The sequence below is a fragment of the Brevundimonas sp. UBA2416 genome (genome assembly GCF_002343105.1).
GTDB lineage: Bacteria > Pseudomonadota > Alphaproteobacteria > Caulobacterales > Caulobacteraceae > Brevundimonas.
The window spans coordinates 12,719-31,999 of record NZ_DDRM01000011.1; the positions used below are offsets into that span (position 1 = coordinate 12,719).

Consider the following 19,281-nt stretch of genomic DNA (forward strand, 5'->3'; position numbering starts at 1 on the left):
GGACCGCGTCGTGGAAGACGAAGATGAAACGGAACATGAGGCTGGCGGCCGCTGTAGCGGTGATGACGCTGGCGACCGGCGTTGCGAGCAGCGCCATGGCCCAGAGCGCCAATGACTGGCAGGTGGCGCGACAGGGCGACTGGATCGTCACGGGTCGGATCACCGATGTCTCGAGCAGCGCCGACGATTCGATCTTCACCTCGGGCGGCGTGGACACGGGCCTGAACGTCGATGTCGGCAACAGCATCATGCCGACCCTCGGCTTCACCTATTTCCTGACCGACAACATCTCGGTCGAGGCCATCCTCGGTACGACCCAGCATGAAATCCGGGCCCAGGGCGGCGCGACCGACGTCGCCGTGCACGAGACCTGGGTGTTGCCGCCGGTGGTGACCCTGCAGTACCGGCCCATGCCCGAGGCCCGCGTCAGCCCCTATGTCGGGGCCGGGATCAACTACATGCTGTTCTACAGCGGCGAGGACAAGAACGGCTTCACAGTCGATCTGGAGGACGGCTTCGGCTACGCCCTGCAGGCTGGCGCCGATGTCGCCCTGACGGGTCCCTGGACCCTCAATCTCGACGTCAAGAAGGTCTGGTTCGAGACCGAGGCGACGGTCAACGGCGGGGCCCTGACCAGCGACGTCAATCTCGATCCCTGGGTCGTGTCTCTCGGCATCGGGCGCAAATTCTAGGCGTCTGACAATCGCTTGACTGGCGGCGCGGTCGCGGCGGGGACTATAGTCTTCGTCCGGCCGCGCCGTGCGTATGTCTGCAGCGCGAAGGCGAGGAGACTATCAATGACAGCGGTGAATGAGACCACACCCATACACGGCGGCGCGGTCGCTGCCGTGGCGGAGTTGCTGGGATCGGCGCGGCTCATGGCCCTCGGGGTCAACCGTCCGGACGGCTGGCCCCAGGTGACGACGATCGGCTACGTCAACGACGGTCTTAAGCTCTATTTCGTGATCGCCCGCGACAGTCAGAAATTCCGCAACATACAGGCGGACCCGCGGGTCTCGGTGGCCATCCGGCCCGAAGGCGCGGACGCCGACACGGTGGGTGTGTCCCTCGCTGGCCGGGCCGTCGAGATTACCGACCCGGCCGAGGTCGAGCGGCTGAACCAGATGGTGTTCGACCGCTACCCCGAAGGTCGCGCCTTCTGCCCGAGCGGGTCATCGGTGGCGGTGATGCGCCTGTCGCCCGAGATCGTGGCCCCCGTGGCGGTGATCGGCGGGCGTAGTCGTGCCCAGACCTATGGTATTGGTCCCGGGGGAGCCCCGCCGGCGAGCCCCGGCGAGGGCCAGGGGGTTTCGCGCCTGTTCTGACGTTGGAGAAGTCGCGTTGAGGATCACCGTCGTCGGTTCGATCAATCTGGATTTTGTGGCCACCGCGCCGCGCCTGCCGCGCGCGGGCGAGACGGTCACCGGGGCGACGCTGGCGAGACATCCGGGCGGCAAGGGCGCCAACCAGGCGTTGGCGGCGCAGCGGCTGGGCGCCGAGGTCTGCATGATCGGCCGGGTCGGGCGCGACGGCATGGCCGAGGAGGCGATGGCCCTTCTGATGGCCGACGATGTCGATGTCGGCGGGGTCGTGACGGATGCGACCGCGCCGACCGGCGTGGCCCTGATTGCGGTCGATTCCGAGGGCGAAAACCAGATCGTGGTGGCGGCGGGGGCGAACCACAGCGCCATGCCCGAACAACTGCCCGCGCGGATCGAGGCGCCGCTGATCCTGCAGCTGGAGCTGCCTATTGAGACGGTTGAGGCGGCGGCGGGGCGGGCCACGGAATTCGTCTGCATCAATCTGGCCCCGGCGGCGCCGGTGTCGGACCAGCTGTTGCGTCGGGCGGATCTGCTGGTGGTCAATGAGACCGAGGCGGAATTCTATGGCGATCTGCTGCATCAGGGCGGCGGCCGCGTCGTGGTGACGCTGGGGGCGAGGGGCGCGGTCATGTACCAGCGCGGCGCGGAGATCGCCCGGGCCGCGCCGCCGAAGGTCAAGGCCGTCGATGCGACCGGCGCGGGGGACTGTTTCGTCGGGGCGATCTGCGTCGCCCTGCTGGAAGGGATGGAGCCGGAAGCGGCGTTGAGGTTCGCCTGCGCGGCGGGGGCGATCGCGGCGACGCGGCCGGGGGCGCAGCCGTCCCTGCCGACGCGGGATGAGGTCGAGTCGATCATTACAGGGTCGTAACTAGGGCGGCGGCGGGTCGCTGTTAGGGTCGCGGACCTGTTCAGACCTGATCGACTGGGGACCGCCGACATGACCCGCACCGCCGCGCTTCTGGGGGCCTCGCTGCTGGCTCTGACTCCGCTGACATTCGCGCCCGCCTTCGCCCAGACGCCCGCGTCGATCTCCGTGCCGCCGCTGGAATTCACCCATCGCGAGCTGGCCAACGGGCTGGACGTCTACGCCATGCCGGACGCCACGGCCGGCACGGTGACGGTCACCCTCTGGTACGACGTCGGCGGCAAGGATGACCCCGAAGGCCGCAGCGGCTTCGCCCACCTGTTCGAACACATCCTCAGCCGCAAGACGGTCAACATCCCCTACGGCGGCATCTCGACGATGGTCGAGAACGCCGGCGGCTCGCGCAACGCCTCCACGGGGCAGGACTTCACCAACTACTATGAGACGGTGCCGCCGCAGTATCTCGAGACCATGCTGTGGACCCACGCCGAGCGGATGGCGCGGCCGGTGGTCGACCAGGCGGTGTTCGACGCGGAGCGCTCGATCGTCAAGGAGGAGCTGCGCCAGCGGGTCTATGCGCCGCCGTACGGCCGCTTCCAGCGCTTCGTGCTGGGCGACAACAGTTTCGACGAGAGCATCTATCGCCGCAGCGTGATCGGCTCCATCGAGGAACTGGATTCGGCGCAGATCGAGGACGCCCGGGCTTTCCACGAGGCCTATTACCGCCCCGCCACGGCGACGATGATCGTCTCCGGCAATTTCGATCCGGCCCAGCTGAACCGCTGGGTGGATCAGTATTTCGGCGACATCCGCAACCCGGACCGCCCGGTGCCGGTCTTCGAACGGCCGGTCGAGACCCCCCGCACCGCCCCGCGCCGGGTCGAAGCCTATGCGCCCAATGTGCCCCTTCCCGCGGTGGGGGTGATCTATCCGGGCGTGGCGGCCGACCATCCGGACAATGCGGCGCTGGAAGTGTTGCAGGCCATCATGTCCCGTGGCGAGAGCTCGCGGCTGTACCAGTCGCTGGTCTATCGTTCGCAGCTGGCCTCGAACGCCGGCTTCGGCGCCAATTCGATGGAAGAGGACGGTGTCATCTCCGTCACCGCCGTGGTGGCCCAGGGCAAGGCGATGGCGGACGTCGAGGCGGCGCTGGACGCCGAGCTAGCGCGGGTGCGCGACGAGCCGGTGACGGCTGCGGAGCTGGCGGAGGCGAGGATGGAGATCGTGGCCGGCGAACTGCGCCAGCGCGAGACGTCGTCGGGGCGGGCCTTCATCCTGGGCCAGTCGATCGTGTCGGAGAACAACCCCCGCGCGGCCGATGAGCGGCTGGCGGCGATTCAGGCGGTGACCGCGGCAGATGTGCAGCGGGTGGCCCGGACGTATCTCAACGATCAGGCGCGGGTCTCGGTCCGGTATCAGGACGAGAGCGCGCGGCCGGCCGATGTGCCGGAAGACAGCTGGCGCAATCCTGCGCCGGTCCCGACCTTCCTGACCGTGCCGCCGGCGATTCTGGCGGCCAATGAACTGCTGCCCGAGGGCGACCGCATGGCTCCGCCGCCCCTCGGCGAGGTCAGGGCGATGGCGACGCCGCAGATCGTGGAGCGGACGCTTTCGAACGGTCTGCGAGTGATCGTGGCCAAGTCCACCGCCCTGCCGATCATGAACGTCCAGCTGGTCATGGCCGGCGGGGCGGCGGGCGACCCGGCCGACCGGCCGGGGCTGGCGGCGATGACGGCCGGACTGGCCAGCCAGGGCGCCGGCGACCGGTCGGCGCCGGAGATCGCGCGGACGCTGGAGGCGCTGGGCGCCAATATCGGCGGCGGCGCCGGGGCGGATTCGACCACCCTGTTCCTGTCGGCGCCGTTGGCTTCGGCCGAGGCGGCCGGGGCGGTGTTTGCGGACGTCGTGCAACGCCCGACCTTCGCCGAGGAAGAGGTGGCGCGCAGCCGGACCCAGGCGGTCAACGCCCTGCGGGTCAACCTGCGCCAGCCGGGACCGCTGGCTTCGCTGGTGCTGAACCGGCTGGCCTTCGGCGCGGCGCCCTATGGCGCGCCAACGACGGGTACGCCGGACTCGGTGGCGGCGATGACGCGCGACCAGATCGCCGGTTTCCACGACCGCTGGTGGCGGCCTGACAACGCCGCCCTGATCATCACCGGAGGGATGGAGCCGGAAGAGGCCTTCGCCTTCGCCGAGCGGACCCTGGGCGGCTGGGAACGGCCGTCGGAAGCAGCGCCGATCATCGGCGACCGGGCCGGAGCAGCGCCGGCTCCCCGCATCGTGGTGGTCGACCTGCCGGGCGCCGGTCAGGCGGCAGTGACGGCGGCTGTGCGCGGACCGCGCCGTGATGACGACGGCTACTATCCGTTGCTGGTCGCCAACGCCGTGATGGGATCGGGCCAGAACGGGCGGCTGTTCCAGGAAATCCGCGCCAAGCGGGGTCTGTCGTACGGGGCCAACTCCTCGGTCGGCGCCCGGATCGACGGCGGCCTGCTGACCGCTTCGACCCAGACCAAGAACGAGAGCGCGGCCGAGGTCGTCGGCCTGGTGCTGGCCGAGTTCGACCGGCTGGCTGCCGAGCCGGTGGCGGACTCGGAGGTGACCAACCGCGAGACCTTCATCACCGGCGGCTTCTCGCGGGCGCTGGAGACCACGGGCGGTCTGGGCGGTGTGCTGGCCGATGCGGTGGTCTATGGCCTGCCGCTGTCGGAGATCGAAACCTATCCGGCCCGGGTCGCGGCGACCACGCCCGCCAGCCTGACCGAGGCCGCGCGTCGTGTCAGTGCGGACCAGGCCTGGGTGGTGGTGGTCGGCCAGGCGTCGGAGTTCATCGACGCCCTGCGGGCCGCGCACCCGGATGTGGTCGTGATCCCGGCGGCGGATCTGGATCTGAACAGTCCGACGTTGGGGCTGTAGATAGTGGCCAGTGACTGGTGGCGAGTGACCGGGGCTGTTTGCAGGGCGGGCTTGTCGGCCCAGCGTCTGCGCCACGACGACCACTAGCCACTAGCCACTAGCCACTAGCCACTAGCCACTAATCACCTTGCGGCGCGGAAGGCGGCGACCGCCTCGACCGTCTTCCGCACATTTGCCTCTATGCCCGCCCAGTCGCCGGCCTTGACGGCGGCGTCGGTGACCAGTTTCGAGCCCATGCCGGCAGCGACGATGCCGGCGCCGAACCATCTGGCGATGCTGGCCGCGTCGGGATCGACGCCGCCCGTGGGCATGATCTTGGTCCACGGCATGGGGGCCATGACCGCCTTGATGAAGTCCGGCCCGCCGACGCTGCCGCCCGGAAACAGTTTGACGATGTCGCAGCCCAGCTCATGGGCCTGGCCGATCTCGGTCACCGAGCCGCAGCCGGGGAAATACGCCGCCATGCGCCGGTTGCAGACGCGGGCGACCTCGGGGACCAGGCAGGGGCTGACCACAAACCGGGCGCCCCGGTTGAGGTACAGCGACGCCGTGCCCGCATCGACCACCGAGCCGATGCCGAGGATGACGTGGGGGTCGGTCTGCTGCAGCTCACGCGCGATCTCGCCGAACAGGTCGCAAGCGAAGTCGCCGCGGTTGGTGAACTCGATCACGGGCGCGCCGCCACGGGCGCAGGCGCGGATGACGTCGAGGCAGACCCGCGGATCAGGATGGTAGAAGACCGGGGCCACGCCCTGGGACTCCAGAGCAGTCAAGACGGCGAGGCGGTCGTGGCGCATGGTCTGATTTCCTCCGCCGGTCGCTCCGGCAGCCCGCCATGCTTATCCCACCCGTCGCGTTCCGGGAAAGCGCCGGTGCAGGGACACGTGGAACTTTGTGTTTCGAGACCGGCCCGACCGATCAGGTCGTCTGTCGCTTCGCGCCGCAGAGGTCGCAAAACTCGCGCCCGTCGACGCGGCGGTCGGGGCGCCAGCGATGACGGCGGCAACGAAGCTGTCGGATCAGTTTGCGGAACGCTTTAAGCATAAAGTTCCCGGAGAGACGACACGGGTCGGGTCAAGGCCGTCCGTTACCGGATACGGTATTGGCTTCTACACAATTTTGGGTACCTCGCTCAAGGTTGCAATGCGACGCGTCATCTCGCTGTCCCCATCAAACAGAGGATCCAGCACGGTGAAATGGTTGAGGCCGGTCAGCGCCTCATAGCGGGTCTCTACGCCGTGGGCGCCCCAGTGGTCGGTCATCATGCGCGACTGACGCAGGAATTCCGGGCTTTCGTCGGCGCCGACGATGCAGACCAGCACCGTGCCGCCGGGGGTGGAGCCGTTGGGGACGGGCCAGTGGATCGGCGACAGGGCGGCCGCCTCGCGGTCGTCGAGATCGAGCGCCTTGTTCAGCGAGGTCGGGATCAGGGGCGCGAGGTCGAAGATCCCGCTGATGGCGATGGCGGCCTTGGCGCGGCCCTCGGACAGCATGCAGGCGGCCATGTGGCCGCCAGCGGAATGGCCGAAGACCACCGGCCGGGCGCCGGTTCGCTCGCGGATCATTTCGACGGCGGTGCGGACCTGGCCCAGGATCGTCCCGAGCCGCACGGAGGGGCAGAGGTCGTAGGAGGGGATGGCGAGGCTGATCCCATGGGCGAGCAGGGCGGGCGCGATGCCGGAGAACCAGCCCTTGTCCAGGGCCTGCCAGTAGCCGCCGTGCAGAAAAACGGCGACAGGAGCGGCGTCTCCGGCGGAGAAGAGGTCCATGACCTCGCGCGGGCCGCGGCCATAGGCGAGCTCGAGCGGCGGATGAGCGGCGCGGACGGCCTCGGCGGTTTCGCGCCAGCGCTGCATGACGGCGGGGTGGTCGGGCACGTGGGCGCGGTTGTTGTATTGGGCCTCGAAGTCGATCTCGCCTGACACGCATCCATCCGCTAGACACCGTCCAACACCCGGAAGGACCGCCTCCATGATGACCGCCATCTTCGTCTTCATCAAATGCGAGCTGGGCCACGCCAATGACGTGGCGGCCGATATGGTGGACAATGTCGAATATGTCTCGGAGGTCTATTCGACCTCAGGCCAGTATGACCTGCTGGCCAAGTTCCAGCTGCCGAAGGACCTCGATATCGGGACGTTCGTGACGAAATCGGTCCAGACCCGGGCCAATATCCGCGACACGTTCACGGTCATCACCTTCTCGCCATTCCTGCCGGGCGGGGGCTGACGCAGCGTCACCCGCGAAACGCTGCTAACAGTCCGGTACGGAGGCTGACATGACCGATCTTGATGCGTTCCGCGCGGAGACCCGCGCCTGGCTTGAGGCCAACTGTCCCGCAGAATGCCGCGGGCCGGTGGAGAGCGACGAGGACCGGGTCTGGGGCGGGCGCAATGCCGTCTTCCCGACCCCCGCGCACAAGACCTGGCTGGACCGCATGGGCGCGAAGGGCTGGACCGCGCCGGAATGGCCGACGGAGTACGGCGGCGGCGGGCTGAGCCGCGAGCAGGCCAAGGTGCTGCATTCGGAGATGCGCCGCATAGACGCCCAAGCCCCGCTGGCCAGTTTCGGCGTCTGGATGCTGGGCCCGGCCCTGTTGGCCTTCGGGACCGAGGAACAGAAGCAGCGCTTCCTGCCCGAGATCGTGCGGGGCGAGATCCGCTGGTGCCAGGGCTATTCCGAGCCGGGCGCGGGGTCCGATCTGGCGGCGATCCAGACGCGGGCGGAGGATCGCGGCGACCACTGGATCGTCAACGGCCAGAAGGTCTGGACGTCATACGCCGACAAGGCGGACTGGATCTTCTGTCTGGTCCGGACCGACCCGGAGGCGCCCAAGCATCTGGGGATCTCCTTCGTCCTGTTCGACATGGCGACCAAGGGCGTCAGCACGCGCCCGATCACCCTGATCAGCGGCAAGAGCCCGTTCTGCGAGACCTTTTTCGACGATGTTCGGGTGGAGAAGGCCAATCTGGTCGGGACGCTGAACCGCGGCTGGGACGTGGCCAAGCATCTGCTGGCCCATGAACGGACCATGATCGGGGCCATGGGCGAGCTGGGAGGCGGGCGGCCGCTGGGCCAGGTGGCCACAGGCTCGATCGGGACCGACGACGAGGGCCGGCTGGACGAGCCGATGCTCCGTGCACGGATTGCCGAGATGGAGATCGACGCGGCGGCCTTCCGTCTGGCCATGGAGCGGGCCGGGGATCAGGTGAAGGCGGGGCAGGCCCATCCGGCCATCGCCTCGATGCTGAAATACTATGGGTCGGAGCTGAACAAGCGGCGGCACGAACTGCTGATGGCGGCGGGCGGCTCGGACGCGCTGGAGTGGGAGGGCGAGCGGTCGCGGGGCGGCAAGGCGGCGCGTGACTGGCTGCGAACCAAGGCCAATTCGATCGAGGGCGGAACCTCGGAGGTGCAGCTGAACATTATCGCCAAACACCTGCTTCAGCTGCCAGGGGCGTGATGGTGCCCCGCCCGCGCTCAGTCGCCCTGCTCGGAATGCGCCTGATCGCGGCGCTCTCGATCGTGTTGGGACTCTGCGTCTCCATTTTCTTTTTCGAGATGGCTGACTGGTCTTTCGGTTTCTTCCTCGCGACTCCACCCGAGAGGGCCATACCGGCCGCAGCATTGATTGTTGTGCCGATTGCAACGGGTCTCGCTGCGATCGCGCTATCTCTGACTGGCAAGAAGTCGCCTTGGCCAGAGCTGACGCTGCTCCTCACGATCCCCCTCCAAGTGCTGGCGAACGCCGGGTACGCATCCACTTTGGTGCTGAGATGACTCTGATCCTGACCGAAGAGCAGACCATGCTGAAGGAGGCCGCCGACGGCTTCCTGAACGAGCACGCCCCGATCGCGCACCTGAGGAAGCTGCGCGACTCGAAGGACGCGGATGGCGTCTCGCGCGATCTGTGGCGGGCGTTCGGAGAGATGGGGTTCGCGGGGGTGATCATCCCGGAGGAACATGGCGGCTCCGGCCTCGGCGCGGTCGAGGCCGGGGTGATGGCTGAGGCCTTGGGGCGGACGCTGACGCCGTCGCCCTTCCTGGGGTCAAGCGTGCTCTCCGCCAAGCTCTTTCTGGACGGCGGTTCGGCCGAACAGCAGGCGGCCTGGTTGCCCCGGATCGCGGCGGGCGAGGCGATCGTCTCTCTGGCGGTGGACGAAGGGGCCAAACATGCGCCGACGCGGATCGCCACCGTCGCCGAACGGTCGGGCAACGGCTTCAAACTGAACGGGGCCAAGGGTTTCGTGCTGGACGGTCATGTCGCCGATGCGCTGATCGTCGCGGCACTGACCGAGAACGGGCTGTCTCTGTTCCTCGTCGATCCGAAAACGGCCGGGGTCGAGATCGAGCGCACGGTCATGGTCGATGCGCACAATGCGGCGCGTGTGACGCTGACGGATGTCGAGGTCGATGCGGATGCGGTGATCGGCTCGGTCGACGGCGGGGAGGCGCTGCTGGAGGGCGCGCTGAATCTGGGCCGGGCCTGCGCGGCGGCGTCGCTGAACGGGGCGGGCGATCAGGCCTTCCAGACGACGATGGCCTACCTTCGGACTCGCAAACAGTTCGGGAAACTGATCGGCGAATTCCAGGCGCTGCAGCATCGCTCGGCGCATCTGTTCAGCGAGATCCAGATCGCCCGGGCAGCGGTCATGGGAGCGCTGACGGCGCTGGATGCGGGTCGTGAGAATGCCGGGCTGATCGTCTCGGTGGCCAAGGCCAAGGCCGGGCGCGTCGCCGAACTGGCGGTGCAGGAGGCGGTGCAGATGCACGGCGGCGTCGGCATGACGGACGAATATGACGTCGGCCTGTTCATGAAGCGGGTGCGGGTGCTGAACGAACTGCTCGGCGACGCGGGGTTCCATCAGGAGCGGATGGCGCGGGCGCAGGGGTTCTAGACGGGCGATTTTTTGACCGAGAGAGCGCTTTCCGAGGGGCGGATTTCGGCCCTGCGCGTTCCGGGGGTCACCAAGCCCTTTCAGAAAGGACCGGCTCCGGTGAACACGACGACTGAACCGGACGCGGCCCTGCTGGATGTCATCGTGATTGGAGGGGGGCAGGCTGGGCTGGCCACAGCCTATTACTTGCGCCGGGCTGGCCTGACCTATGTCGTACTCGATGCGGGCGAGACGCCCGGCGGCGCCTGGCGGCACGCGTGGAACTCTCTGCGGCTGTTCTCGCCCAGCAGCTGGAGTTCACTCCCGGGTTGGCCCATGCCGGCAAAGCCGGGTGTTGACTATCCGACCCGTGATGACGTGATCGAATACCTCTCAGCCTATGAGCAGCGGTATCAGCTCCCTGTGGAGCGCCCGGTCGAGGTTCTGGCGGTCAACGCTGTCGACGGAGGCCTGCAGATCGTCACCGACAGGGGCATTCGCAAAGCTCGAATGGTTGTCAGCGCGACCGGAACCTGGAGTCAGCCCTTCATTCCCGACTACCCCGGTCGTTCGGCGTTCGGCGGCGTGCAGCTGCATTCGGCACGCTACGAATCGCCCGATGCCTTCGTCGGCAAGCGCGTTCTCGTGGTCGGCGGCGGGAACTCCGGGGCGCAGATTATGGCCGAGGTCTCGCTGGTGGCTGACGCGACCTGGGTGACCATCACGGAGCCGCTGTTTCTGCCCGACGATGTCGATGGCCGGGTCCTGTTCCAGCGCGCCACCGACCGCTGGAAAGCCCAGATGGAGGGCCGCACCGTCGATGCGCCCATCGGCGGCCTGGGCGACATCGTAGCCATCCCAAGCGTCAGGGCGGCGCGCGCCCGTGGTGACCTGAACAGCCGTCGTCCGTTTACAGCCTTCAACGAACAGGGCGTCACCTGGCCGGATGGCAGCGACGAGTCGATCGATGCGGTGATCTGGTGCACGGGTTTCCGCCCCGCCCTGGATCATCTCCACCCGCTCGGCGTCGTGGAAGCGGACGGCCGTGCAGCGGTCGAGGATGGCCGATCGATCCGGCAGCCTCGCCTCTGGCTCATGGGCTACGGCGACTGGACCGGAGCGGCCTCGGCCACCATCGTCGGTGTGACGCGCGCCGCCAGGGATATGGTGGCCCGGATTCAGCAGGCCGCGGCGCAGGCATGACGCCTCCGGGTCACGCCGGAGTGGCCAACCGGTTCGGCCTGTCCTAGATCGGGGGGCAGGGAGACTCTGACCATGACGACGCGATCCAACGCGCCTCAATATCTGAGCGGCTTCGGCAATCATTTCGCGACCGAGGCCGTGCCCGGCGCCCTGCCGGAAGGCCGCAATTCGCCGCAGCGGGCGCCGATGGGGCTTTATGCGGAACAGCTTTCGGGGACGGCCTTCACGGCTCCCCGCAGCGAGAACCGGCGGTCGTGGCTTTATCGGTTGCGGCCGAGCGCCCAACACCCCGCCTACAGGCCGTTCGCCCAGGGGCTGGTGCGGACCGGACCCTTCCATGACGCGCCGCCGTCGCCGAACCGGATGCGGTGGGACCCCCTGCCGCTGCCGACCGCGCCGACCGACTGGGTCGAAGGGCTGGTCACCTATGGCGGGACGGGGGATGCAGAGGCGCTGTCGGGCATCGGCATCCATCTGTATGCGGCCAACCGGTCGATGACGGACCGGGTCTTCTATTGCGCCGACGGCGAGCTGCTGATCGTGCCGCAAGAGGGCGATCAGGCCTTCGTCACCGAGATGGGGCGGATCGACGCCCGGCCCGGCGAGATCGTGGTCATTCCGCGCGGGGTGCGGTTCCGGGTCGAATGCTCCGGTCCGATCCGCGGCTATGTCTGCGAGAACTACGGCGCGCTGTTCCGCCTGCCGGACCTGGGGCCGATCGGCGCGAACGGGCTGGCCAACCACCGCGACTTTCAGACGCCCGTCGCGGCGTTCGAGGATGTCGACCGGCCGACCGAGTGCGTGCAGAAATACGGCGGGCGGCTGTGGACCACGACCTTCCCGCATTCGCCACTGGATGTGGTCGGCTGGCACGGCAACTACGCGCCGTACAAGTACGACACCGCCCGGTTCAACACGATCGGCACAGTCAGTTTCGACCATCCGGATCCCTCGATCTTCACGGTCCTGACCTCGCCTTCGGATACGCCGGGGACGGCCAACTGCGACTTCGTCATCTTCCCGCCGCGCTGGATGGTGGGCGAGGACACCTTCCGCCCGCCGTGGTTCCACCGGAACGTGATGAGCGAATTCATGGGGCTGGTGACCGGCGAATATGACGCCAAGGAGGGCGGGTTCGCACCGGGCGGCGCCTCGCTGCATAATTGCATGAGCGGGCATGGGCCGGACCAGGCCAGCTATGACAAGGCGGTGGCCGCTGACCTCAAGCCGGTCAAGATCGAGAACACCCTGGCCTTTATGTTTGAGACCCGGGCGCCGATCCGGACCACGGAATGGGCGCAAACCAGTCCGACGATGCAACTGGACTACGATGACGTCTGGACAGGCTTCGAAAAGGGCCGGGTGACATGAAGCGCATACTGATCGCGGCGGCGGTGTTGATGGCGGCCTGCCAGCCCTTGCCGGCGGATAGCCGGACCGATCTCGCCGAGGCAGCGCCCGCGGTCCAGTCGGTCGCGGGCAGCGAGGATGCGGCGGCCTGTGCACGGGCCGGCGGCAAGATGCTGCCGCAGGGACGGATGCAATCGGTGCGCTGCGTGATCACATATGCTGACGCCGGGACACGCTGCACCGACGGCGATGACTGCCAGGGCGACTGTCGCGTGGAGGACGTGGCCAATCCCCCGGCCGCCGGAACCAACGCCGTGGGCCAGTGTCAGGCCTCGAGCAGCCGGTTTGGCTGCTACACCACGATCGAAGGCGGCAAGGCCGAAGCCACGATCTGCGTCGACTGACCACCCTGCATCCGGCGCCTCTTCAAGGACGTTTCTGAACCATGAGCCTGACCGAGATCGCCGCCCTGCTGGGCCTGAACCTTGCCCTCATCATCGCGGTGATGACCGCCCTGTGGCTGGTTTCCCTGAAGGTCAGGGACGTCAGTTTCATCGACGCCGTCTGGCCCATGGCCATGCTCTTTCTGGCCCTGGTCACCTTTCCGCGGACCGAGGGGGATCCGACGCGCAAATGGCTGCTGCTGTGGCTGGTCGGGATCTGGGCCCTGCGGCTGGGCTGGCACCTTTATCGCCGTTGGCGGGCGCATGGGGCGGATGGCCGGTATCTCAACCTGCTGGCCCGGATGGAGACCAACCGTGGCTGGGGCTTTGGAAAGACGGCGCTGCTGGTGGTGTTTGTGCCGCAGGCCGTTCTGGCCTGGCTGACCTCCCTGCCAGTGCAGCTGGGACAGGTTGCCCTTGAACCGGCGGTGGGCTGGATCGGTTGGACCGGGGCGGTGCTCGCGGTCATCGGCATCGGCTTCGAAAGCATCGGCGACGCCCAGCTAACCGCCTTCCGCAAGGATCCGGCGAACAAGGGCAAGGTGCTGGACACAGGCCTGTGGCGCTGGACCCGTCACCCCAACTATTTCGGCGACGCCTGCGTGTGGTGGGGGCTGTATCTGATTGCGGCCGAGACCGCCCCGGGGCTGTGGGCGATCGCGGGGCCGCTGTTCCTGACCTTCACCCTGACGAAATGGTCGGGGATCGGCATCACCGAAAAGGCCATCCATGGCACGCGGCCGGGCTATGCCGACTATGTGCGCCGGACCAGCGCCTTCATCCCCTGGCCGCCGAAGAAGCTCTGAGAAGCACAGGCCACTGACGGAAAACCCCCGCCGCTTGCGCGACGGGGGCTGACCGTTCTGATCGCACCGGGGGTCATGACGCCCCGGAGCCGTCCCGATTAGTTGTTCGGGTTGGCCGGCGAGGTGCTCGGCGAGGTGTTCGGCGTGTTCGACGTGGTCATGCCGCCGTCGGCATTGCCTGCCTGTTGTTCGATACGGTCGGCTTCGGCGTTGAGGGCCGTTTCAGCGGCTTCGGTCGGAGCGGCAGCCGCCTGTTCTTCCAGGGCGTCGGCTTGCACTTCAGCCTGCTTGTCGGCGGCGCTTTCACCGCAAGCGGCGAGGCCGGCGAAGGCGAAGGTGGCGGCGGCGGCGATGATGAGTTTACGCATGAGGATATCCTTCCAGAGTGGAAACCTCATAACTCCGCCGCGCCGATCGGGTTCACGGGCGCGTGAGAAAAAAGTGTTGGAACCTCAGACTTCTGCAGAGAAGGCCACGCGGGCCGCGCCCAGAAGGGCGGCATGCTTGTGCAGGATCACGTTCGTCGGGATGTCCGCCATATAGTCCTGGAAGCGGCCCTTGCGCTCGAAGCGTTCGCGGAAGGGGCTGGCCTTGAGGAAGGGCAGAATGCGCGGGGCGATGCCGCCGGCGATATAGACGCCGCCGCGGGCTCCGGTGGTCAGGGCGATGTCGCCGGCGACGCATCCGAGGATGGCGCAGAACCGGGCCAGGGTGGCGCCGCAATGGCTGTTCGGATTCTCCAGCGCCTCGGCGGTGATCAGGGCCGGGTCGTCGATATGGCTCTCGCGCCCGTCGATCTCGGCCAGGGCGCGGTGCAGGTTGAGCAGGCCGGGACCGCAGATCAGCCGTTCGATCGAGACCCGGTCGTAGCGGCGGCGCAGGATGCGCAGGATCTCGTCCTCGACCGCGTCGCCGGGCGCGAAACAGGCGTGGCCGCCCTCAGAGGGCATGGCGACGGCATTTCCGTGGATGTCGCGGGCGAGAGCCGAGACGCCGAAGCCTGTGCCGGGGCCGAGGACGGCGAGCGTGGCGAGCGGATCGCCTTCGGCCGGACCGCCCAGCGACGCCAGCTCCGGGCCGGACATCAGGGGCGCGCCCCAGGCCAAGGCCTCGAAATCATTGATCAGCCGGATCGGGTTCAGACCGAGGGTCGCGAGCTCGGCCTCCGACACGCGCCACGGCGAGTTGGTCAGGTCGATCTCGCCGTCCGTAACCGGCCCGGCCACGGCGATAACGCCGGCGGTCGGCTTGACCGCAGAGCCGTCAATGAAGGCGGCGACCGCCTTGAGGAAGGTCGGCTGGCGTTCGGCCGGAAAGCTCTCGTGGTGTTCGAGCACGGGGCGGCCGTCGATCATGCGCGCAATGGCGAAGCGGGCGTTGGTGCCGCCGACGTCGCCGACCAGAAGGGTCTGATCGCTCATCAGGCGTCCACCGTGCGGTCGACGAGATTGGGGTCCGGCGGCGCATCGGCCTCGGCCGGACCGCCAGTGGGCGAGGCGAAGCAGATGGAGGCGCCGGCTTCGGCCGTGCCGACCATCTGGCGGAAGGCGCCGAACAGTTCGCGGCCATAGCCCCAGGCGGCGCCGGTGGCGTGGGCGGTCGTGCGGAGGGCTGCGGGGCGGTTGGCGAGGTCGGGAACGCCGATCGTGGTCAGTACGCCGGCGTCCGGGTCAAGCCGGATGATGTCGCCATCGCGCACATGGGCCAGTGGTCCGCCGGCGAGGGCCTCGGGCGACACATGGATGGCGGCTGGGGTCTTGCCGGAGGCGCCGGACATGCGGCCGTCGGTGACGAAGGCGACCTTGAAGCCCTTGTCCTGCAGCACCGAGAGTGCCGGAGACAGGCTGTGAAGTTCGGGCATGCCGTTGGCGCGAGGACCCTGGAAGCGCAGGACGACCACGACGTCGCGGTCGAGCTTGCCGTCCTTGAAGCCCTGCAGCGCGTCCTCCTGGGTCTCGAACACGGCGGCGGGGGCCTCTACAATGCGGTTCTCCGGCTTGACGGCCGAGACCTTGATCACCGCCCGGCCGAGGTCGCCCTGGACGAGACGCAGGCCGCCTTCGCGGTCGAAGGGGTCGGAGGCGGGGCGGAGAATGTCCGTATCCAGACTTTCCGTGACGCCGTCCTTCCAGACCAGTTCGCCGTCGATGAGCATGGGCTCCTGGAAATAATGTTGGATGCCCTCGCCCATGATGGTCGTGACGTCCGCGTGGATATGGCCGGCGCCGGCCAGTTCGCGGGCGACGAAGGCGACGCCCCCCGCGGCCTGGAAGGCATTCACGTCGGCCGAGCCGTTGGGATAGACCCGGGCCAGCAGGGGCGTGACGGACGACAGCTGGTCCATGTCGGTCCAGTCGATCAGCACGCCCGCAGACCGCGCCATGGCCACCAGATGAATGGCGTGGTTGGTCGAGCCGCCGGTGGCCAGCAGGGCGACGATCATGTTCACGACCGACTTCTCGCAGATGACGTCGGCCATCCGGCCCTGACCCGTGCGGGCCAGTTCGACCGCGCGTTTCGCCGCGGCCGCCGTCAGGGCGTCGCGGAGGCCGGTCTCGGGGTGGACGAAGGCGGTCGAGGGCAGGTGCAGGCCGCCCAGCTCCATCATCATCTGGTTGGAATTGGCCGTGCCGTAGAAGGTGCAGGTGCCGGGCGAATGGTAGGAGCCGATCTCGCTCTCGAGCAGGACGGACCGACTCACATTGCCTTGCGCATATTCGGCGCGGACGCGGGCCTTCTCGAAATTGGGGATGCCGGACGGCATGGGGCCGGCGGGCGCGAAGACGACGGGCAGGTGGCCGAAGGCCAGCGAGCCCATGAACAGACCGGGCACGATCTTGTCGCAGACGCCGAGGCAGATAACCGAGTCAAAGGCGTCGTGGGTCAGGGCCACGGCGGTGGACATGGCGATCACGTCGCGGCTGAACAGCGACAGGTCCATGCCCGGGCGCCCTTGCGTGACGCCGTCGCACATGGCGGGCGTGGCGCCGGCGACCTGGGCGGTGGCGTTCACCTCGCGCACGGCGTCGCGGATGATTTGCGGGAAGCGTTCGAACGGCTGGTGCGCCGAAAGCATGTCGTTATAGGCGGTGACCACGCCCACGTTCGGTTGGGTCCCGGACATGGCGTTGAGCTTGTCCTTGACCGGGGCGCCGGCGAAGGCGTGGGCCCAGTTGGCACAGCTGAGCTTGGCCCGACCGACGCCGGAAGAGCCGGCGGCGTCCATGCGACGCAGATAGTCGGCGCGGGTGGCCTTCGAGCGTTCGACGATGCGGGCGGTGACCTCGGCGACGACGGGATTCAGGGTCGGCATCAGGCTTTCTCCGTCCACAGAACGTCGAGCGGAACCTTGGCCGCGACAAGTGCTGCGATGGGCTGGGTCGCCGGATCGCCGGCGGCCTCGCGCTCGAACACCGCGCGTTTGGCGGCGCCGGTCAGGGCCAGGACCACGCGGCGGGCGGTCATCAGATAGGGCAGGTTGATGGTCAGCCGCTCAAGGCTGGGGGCCGCGCCGTCGCGGCCGTGGGGAACGCCGAGCACGGTCGGCCGGAGCGCGGGCGAGAGCAGGGTTTTCAGGGTCGGACTGTCGGGGAACATGGAGCAGATATGGCCATCCTCCCCCATGCCTAGAAGGACGGCGTCCAATTTGCCGCCCTCCGCCGCCAGCGCATGGGCGGCCAGGGCGGCGGCGCGGTCGACGGTGACGGCAGGATGGAACAGGGGGACGAAGCGCGCCGCGGCTGCATGGCCGGTCAGCAGGGTCTGTTTCAGGAGGGTGGCGTTGGACTCGGGCGATGTCTCGGGAACGTAGCGTTCATCGATCAGGGTGACAGCCACCCGGGACCAGTCGAGATCGGCTCCGGCCATGCGGCGGTATATCGGCGCGGGGGTGGAGCCACCGGAGCCAGCGAAGACCGCCTTGTCCGTTTCGGCGAGGGCGGCGGCGAGCGCATTGGTCAGGCGAGCGGCACAGGCTTCGGCCCAGCCGGCGCAGTCGGTGAAGGTCTCGATAGCGGGCGCGGCCTCACCCATGGCCCGTGTTCCACGCCCGGCCGTCACGCTCCAGCAGCAGGTCGGCTTCCACCGGGCCCCAGGTTCCGGCGGCGTATTCCTTCGGCTTGAAGGCCGCGCCGTGCCAGGCGTCGGAGACCTCATCGATCCATTTCCAGGCCTGTTCGGCCTCGTCGCGGCGCACGAACAGGGTGGAGTCCCCCGCCATGGCGTCGAGCAACAGCCGCTCATAGGCGATGCGGCGGCGGGGTGGTTTGGCGGCCTTGTCGCCCTGGCCCCAGGACAGTGACATCTGGATCGGCTGGAGCTGCATTCGCTGGTCCAGTCCCGGCTTCTTGTTCATCACCGACAGGGCAATGTCTTCCTCGGGCTGGAGTTCGATGACCAGCCGGTTGGCGGCGATCTCGCCACGCGCCCCGTGATCGAAGATGGAGTGGGGCACGGGCTTGAACTGGATGACGATCTCGGTCCGCTTCTCGGCCAGCCGCTTGCCGGTGCGCAGGAAGAAGGGGGTGCCGGCCCAGCGCCAGTTGTCGATGTCCACGCGCATGGCGACGAAGGTCTCGGTGTCAGATGGCTGGCCGCGCTCCTCACTGTAGGCTTTCGCGGGCTTGCCCTCGCTGGTTCCGGCGACGTACTGGCCGCGCACCGTGACGCGATCGGCCTCGTGCTCCGTGATCGGACGGAGGGAGCGGATAACCTTGACCTTCTCGTTGCGGACCGAGTCCGGATCGAGGTCGGACGGCGGCTCCATGGCGACGAGGCAGAGGAGCTGGAGCATGTGGTTCTGCAGCATGTCCCGCAGGGCGCCGTACTCGTCATAGTAGGGCCAGCGGTCGCCGACGCCGAAGGTCTCCGCGACCGTGATCTGGACGTGGTCGATCGACAGGCTGTTCCAGAGCGGCTCGAAGATGGTGTTGCCGAAGCGCAGGGCGATCAGGTTCTGGACCGTCTCCTTGCCGAGGTAGTGGTCGATGCGGAAGACCTGGTCCTCGGAGAAGGCGTGGGCGACGGCGTCATCGATCTGGAGGAAGGACTGGAGGTCGCGGCCGACGGGCTTCTCCAGCACCACACGGTCGGTCGCCTCGGCCAGGCCGGCGGCCTTCAGAGCGGTGACGATGCGGCCGTAGAGCGAGGGCGAGACGGCGAGGAAGCTGGTCACGCCCCCCGCGGCGCTCATGTCACCGACCTTGTCCTTGAGGGGCTTCAGGCTGGCCGGGTCGGTGGCGTCGACCGGTAGATAGTCGAGCCGGGCGTCCAGCCGGGCCCATGCCTCGTCCGACCAGGCGTCGTCGGCGTGGGCCTTGCCCTCGACCGCGGCGCGGACCTTGGCGACATATTCCTCGCGGCTCTCGTCCGAGCGGGCCGCGCCGATGATCTTCAGACCGTCGGGCAGCAGGCCGTCGTGCTCGAGAAAATAGAGCGAAGGCAGCAGCATCCGCATGGCGAGGTCGCCGCCGCCGCCGAACAGCACCAGGGCCGCCATGC

Annotated in this window: 19 protein-coding genes; 12 read left to right on the top strand and 7 right to left on the bottom strand. The window is 68.2% G+C overall.

Annotated features, from left to right (window positions below):
* Positions 1–23: 23 nt before the first annotated feature.
* From B3E43_RS03055 to B3E43_RS03070, 4 genes are all read left to right on the top strand, one after another.
* On the top strand, positions 24–692 hold the full coding sequence (locus B3E43_RS03055) for an OmpW/AlkL family protein (protein ID WP_292026465.1): 669 nt from the start codon (positions 24–26) through the stop codon (positions 690–692).
* A 105-nt stretch (positions 693–797) separates the two neighbouring features.
* Positions 798–1,325: a pyridoxamine 5'-phosphate oxidase family protein gene (locus B3E43_RS03060; protein ID WP_292026467.1), complete on the top strand. Its 528-nt coding sequence runs from the start codon at positions 798–800 to the stop codon at positions 1,323–1,325.
* Between the two features lie 16 nt (positions 1,326–1,341).
* A complete protein-coding gene (locus B3E43_RS03065; protein ID WP_292026469.1) occupies positions 1,342–2,190 on the top strand; it encodes a ribokinase in 849 nt (282 codons plus the stop codon).
* Positions 2,191–2,259: 69 nt separating this feature from the next.
* Positions 2,260–5,103, top strand: coding sequence for a M16 family metallopeptidase (locus tag B3E43_RS03070; RefSeq protein ID WP_292026471.1), 2,844 nt, complete (start codon positions 2,260–2,262; stop codon positions 5,101–5,103).
* Positions 5,104–5,225: 122 nt separating this feature from the next.
* On the opposite strand, the gene B3E43_RS03075 is transcribed toward B3E43_RS03070, so the two are convergent.
* Positions 5,226–5,900 carry a bifunctional 4-hydroxy-2-oxoglutarate aldolase/2-dehydro-3-deoxy-phosphogluconate aldolase gene (locus tag B3E43_RS03075; RefSeq protein ID WP_292026473.1) on the bottom strand — a complete coding sequence of 225 codons (675 nt, stop codon included), beginning with the start codon at positions 5,898–5,900 and terminating at the stop codon, positions 5,226–5,228.
* 312 nt (positions 5,901–6,212) lie between these two features.
* Positions 6,213–7,028: an alpha/beta hydrolase gene (locus B3E43_RS03080; protein ID WP_292026475.1), complete on the bottom strand. Its 816-nt coding sequence runs from the start codon at positions 7,026–7,028 to the stop codon at positions 6,213–6,215.
* Positions 7,029–7,074: 46 nt separating this feature from the next.
* Here B3E43_RS03080 and B3E43_RS03085 point away from each other — a divergent pair, with 46 nt between their 5' ends.
* The 8 genes from B3E43_RS03085 (at position 7,075) to B3E43_RS03120 (ending at position 13,782) form a co-directional block, all read left to right on the top strand.
* Positions 7,075–7,332: an Lrp/AsnC ligand binding domain-containing protein gene (locus B3E43_RS03085; protein WP_292026478.1), complete on the top strand. Its 258-nt coding sequence runs from the start codon at positions 7,075–7,077 to the stop codon at positions 7,330–7,332.
* 49 nt (positions 7,333–7,381) lie between these two features.
* Positions 7,382–8,566, top strand: a complete 1,185-nt coding sequence (locus B3E43_RS03090) for an acyl-CoA dehydrogenase family protein (protein WP_292026479.1) — start codon at positions 7,382–7,384, stop codon at positions 8,564–8,566.
* Between the two features lie 35 nt (positions 8,567–8,601).
* Entirely contained in the window at positions 8,602–8,883 is a 282-nt protein-coding gene (locus B3E43_RS03095) for a hypothetical protein (RefSeq protein ID WP_292026481.1), read from the top strand.
* Entirely contained in the window at positions 8,880–10,001 is a 1,122-nt protein-coding gene (locus B3E43_RS03100; RefSeq protein WP_292026483.1) for an acyl-CoA dehydrogenase family protein, read from the top strand. The genes B3E43_RS03095 and B3E43_RS03100 overlap by 4 nt, the downstream gene beginning before the upstream one ends.
* Before the next feature lie 99 nt (positions 10,002–10,100).
* A complete protein-coding gene (locus tag B3E43_RS03105) occupies positions 10,101–11,183 on the top strand; it encodes an ArsO family NAD(P)H-dependent flavin-containing monooxygenase (protein WP_292026485.1) in 1,083 nt (360 codons plus the stop codon).
* Between the two features lie 72 nt (positions 11,184–11,255).
* Positions 11,256–12,554: a homogentisate 1,2-dioxygenase gene (gene hmgA, locus B3E43_RS03110; RefSeq protein ID WP_292026487.1), complete on the top strand. Its 1,299-nt coding sequence runs from the start codon at positions 11,256–11,258 to the stop codon at positions 12,552–12,554.
* Positions 12,551–12,937 (top strand): hypothetical protein, encoded by a 387-nt coding sequence (locus B3E43_RS03115; protein WP_292026490.1) that lies wholly within the window; start codon positions 12,551–12,553, stop codon positions 12,935–12,937. The genes hmgA and B3E43_RS03115 overlap by 4 nt, the downstream gene beginning before the upstream one ends.
* A 41-nt stretch (positions 12,938–12,978) precedes the next feature.
* A complete protein-coding gene (locus B3E43_RS03120; protein WP_292026493.1) occupies positions 12,979–13,782 on the top strand; it encodes a DUF1295 domain-containing protein in 804 nt (267 codons plus the stop codon).
* 98 nt (positions 13,783–13,880) lie between these two features.
* On the opposite strand, the gene B3E43_RS03125 is transcribed toward B3E43_RS03120, so the two are convergent.
* From B3E43_RS03125 to zwf, 5 genes are all read right to left on the bottom strand, one after another.
* Positions 13,881–14,150 carry a hypothetical protein gene (locus B3E43_RS03125; protein WP_292026495.1) on the bottom strand — a complete coding sequence of 90 codons (270 nt, stop codon included), beginning with the start codon at positions 14,148–14,150 and terminating at the stop codon, positions 13,881–13,883.
* Positions 14,151–14,234: 84 nt separating this feature from the next.
* Positions 14,235–15,203, bottom strand: coding sequence for a glucokinase (gene glk / locus B3E43_RS03130; protein ID WP_292026497.1), 969 nt, complete (start codon positions 15,201–15,203; stop codon positions 14,235–14,237).
* Positions 15,203–17,095, bottom strand: a complete 1,893-nt coding sequence (gene edd / locus B3E43_RS03135) for a phosphogluconate dehydratase (RefSeq protein WP_292026498.1) — start codon at positions 17,093–17,095, stop codon at positions 15,203–15,205. Before edd ends, glk begins: the two co-directional genes overlap by 1 nt.
* Positions 17,095–17,814 (bottom strand): 6-phosphogluconolactonase, encoded by a 720-nt coding sequence (gene pgl, locus B3E43_RS03140; protein ID WP_292026500.1) that lies wholly within the window; start codon positions 17,812–17,814, stop codon positions 17,095–17,097. Before pgl ends, edd begins: the two co-directional genes overlap by 1 nt.
* Complete coding sequence (gene zwf / locus B3E43_RS03145; protein ID WP_292026502.1) at positions 17,807–19,279, bottom strand: glucose-6-phosphate dehydrogenase; 1,473 nt, start codon at positions 19,277–19,279, stop codon at positions 17,807–17,809. The genes pgl and zwf overlap by 8 nt, the downstream gene beginning before the upstream one ends.
* Between the last annotated feature and the right edge of the window lie 2 nt (positions 19,280–19,281).

Excerpts from the sequence above, each read along its gene's own strand:
- B3E43_RS03055 (WP_292026465.1), top strand. The coding sequence starts at position 24 with ATGAAACGGAACATGAGGCTGGCGGCCGCTGTAGCGGTGATGACGCTG.
- B3E43_RS03060 (WP_292026467.1), top strand. The coding sequence starts at position 798 with ATGACAGCGGTGAATGAGACCACACCCATACACGGCGGCGCGGTCGCT.
- B3E43_RS03070 (WP_292026471.1), top strand. The coding sequence starts at position 2,260 with ATGACCCGCACCGCCGCGCTTCTGGGGGCCTCGCTGCTGGCTCTGACT.
- B3E43_RS03075 (WP_292026473.1), bottom strand. The coding sequence starts at position 5,900 with ATGCGCCACGACCGCCTCGCCGTCTTGACTGCTCTGGAGTCCCAGGGC.
- B3E43_RS03085 (WP_292026478.1), top strand. The coding sequence starts at position 7,075 with ATGATGACCGCCATCTTCGTCTTCATCAAATGCGAGCTGGGCCACGCC.
- B3E43_RS03090 (WP_292026479.1), top strand. The coding sequence starts at position 7,382 with ATGACCGATCTTGATGCGTTCCGCGCGGAGACCCGCGCCTGGCTTGAG.
- B3E43_RS03095 (WP_292026481.1), top strand. The coding sequence starts at position 8,602 with ATGCGCCTGATCGCGGCGCTCTCGATCGTGTTGGGACTCTGCGTCTCC.
- B3E43_RS03100 (WP_292026483.1), top strand. The coding sequence starts at position 8,880 with ATGACTCTGATCCTGACCGAAGAGCAGACCATGCTGAAGGAGGCCGCC.
- hmgA (WP_292026487.1), top strand. The coding sequence starts at position 11,256 with ATGACGACGCGATCCAACGCGCCTCAATATCTGAGCGGCTTCGGCAAT.
- B3E43_RS03115 (WP_292026490.1), top strand. The coding sequence starts at position 12,551 with ATGAAGCGCATACTGATCGCGGCGGCGGTGTTGATGGCGGCCTGCCAG.
- B3E43_RS03120 (WP_292026493.1), top strand. The coding sequence starts at position 12,979 with ATGAGCCTGACCGAGATCGCCGCCCTGCTGGGCCTGAACCTTGCCCTC.
- B3E43_RS03125 (WP_292026495.1), bottom strand. The coding sequence starts at position 14,150 with ATGCGTAAACTCATCATCGCCGCCGCCGCCACCTTCGCCTTCGCCGGC.
- glk (WP_292026497.1), bottom strand. The coding sequence starts at position 15,203 with ATGAGCGATCAGACCCTTCTGGTCGGCGACGTCGGCGGCACCAACGCC.
- edd (WP_292026498.1), bottom strand. The coding sequence starts at position 17,095 with ATGCCGACCCTGAATCCCGTCGTCGCCGAGGTCACCGCCCGCATCGTC.
- pgl (WP_292026500.1), bottom strand. The coding sequence starts at position 17,814 with ATGGGTGAGGCCGCGCCCGCTATCGAGACCTTCACCGACTGCGCCGGC.
- zwf (WP_292026502.1), bottom strand. The coding sequence starts at position 19,279 with ATGGCGGCCCTGGTGCTGTTCGGCGGCGGCGGCGACCTCGCCATGCGG.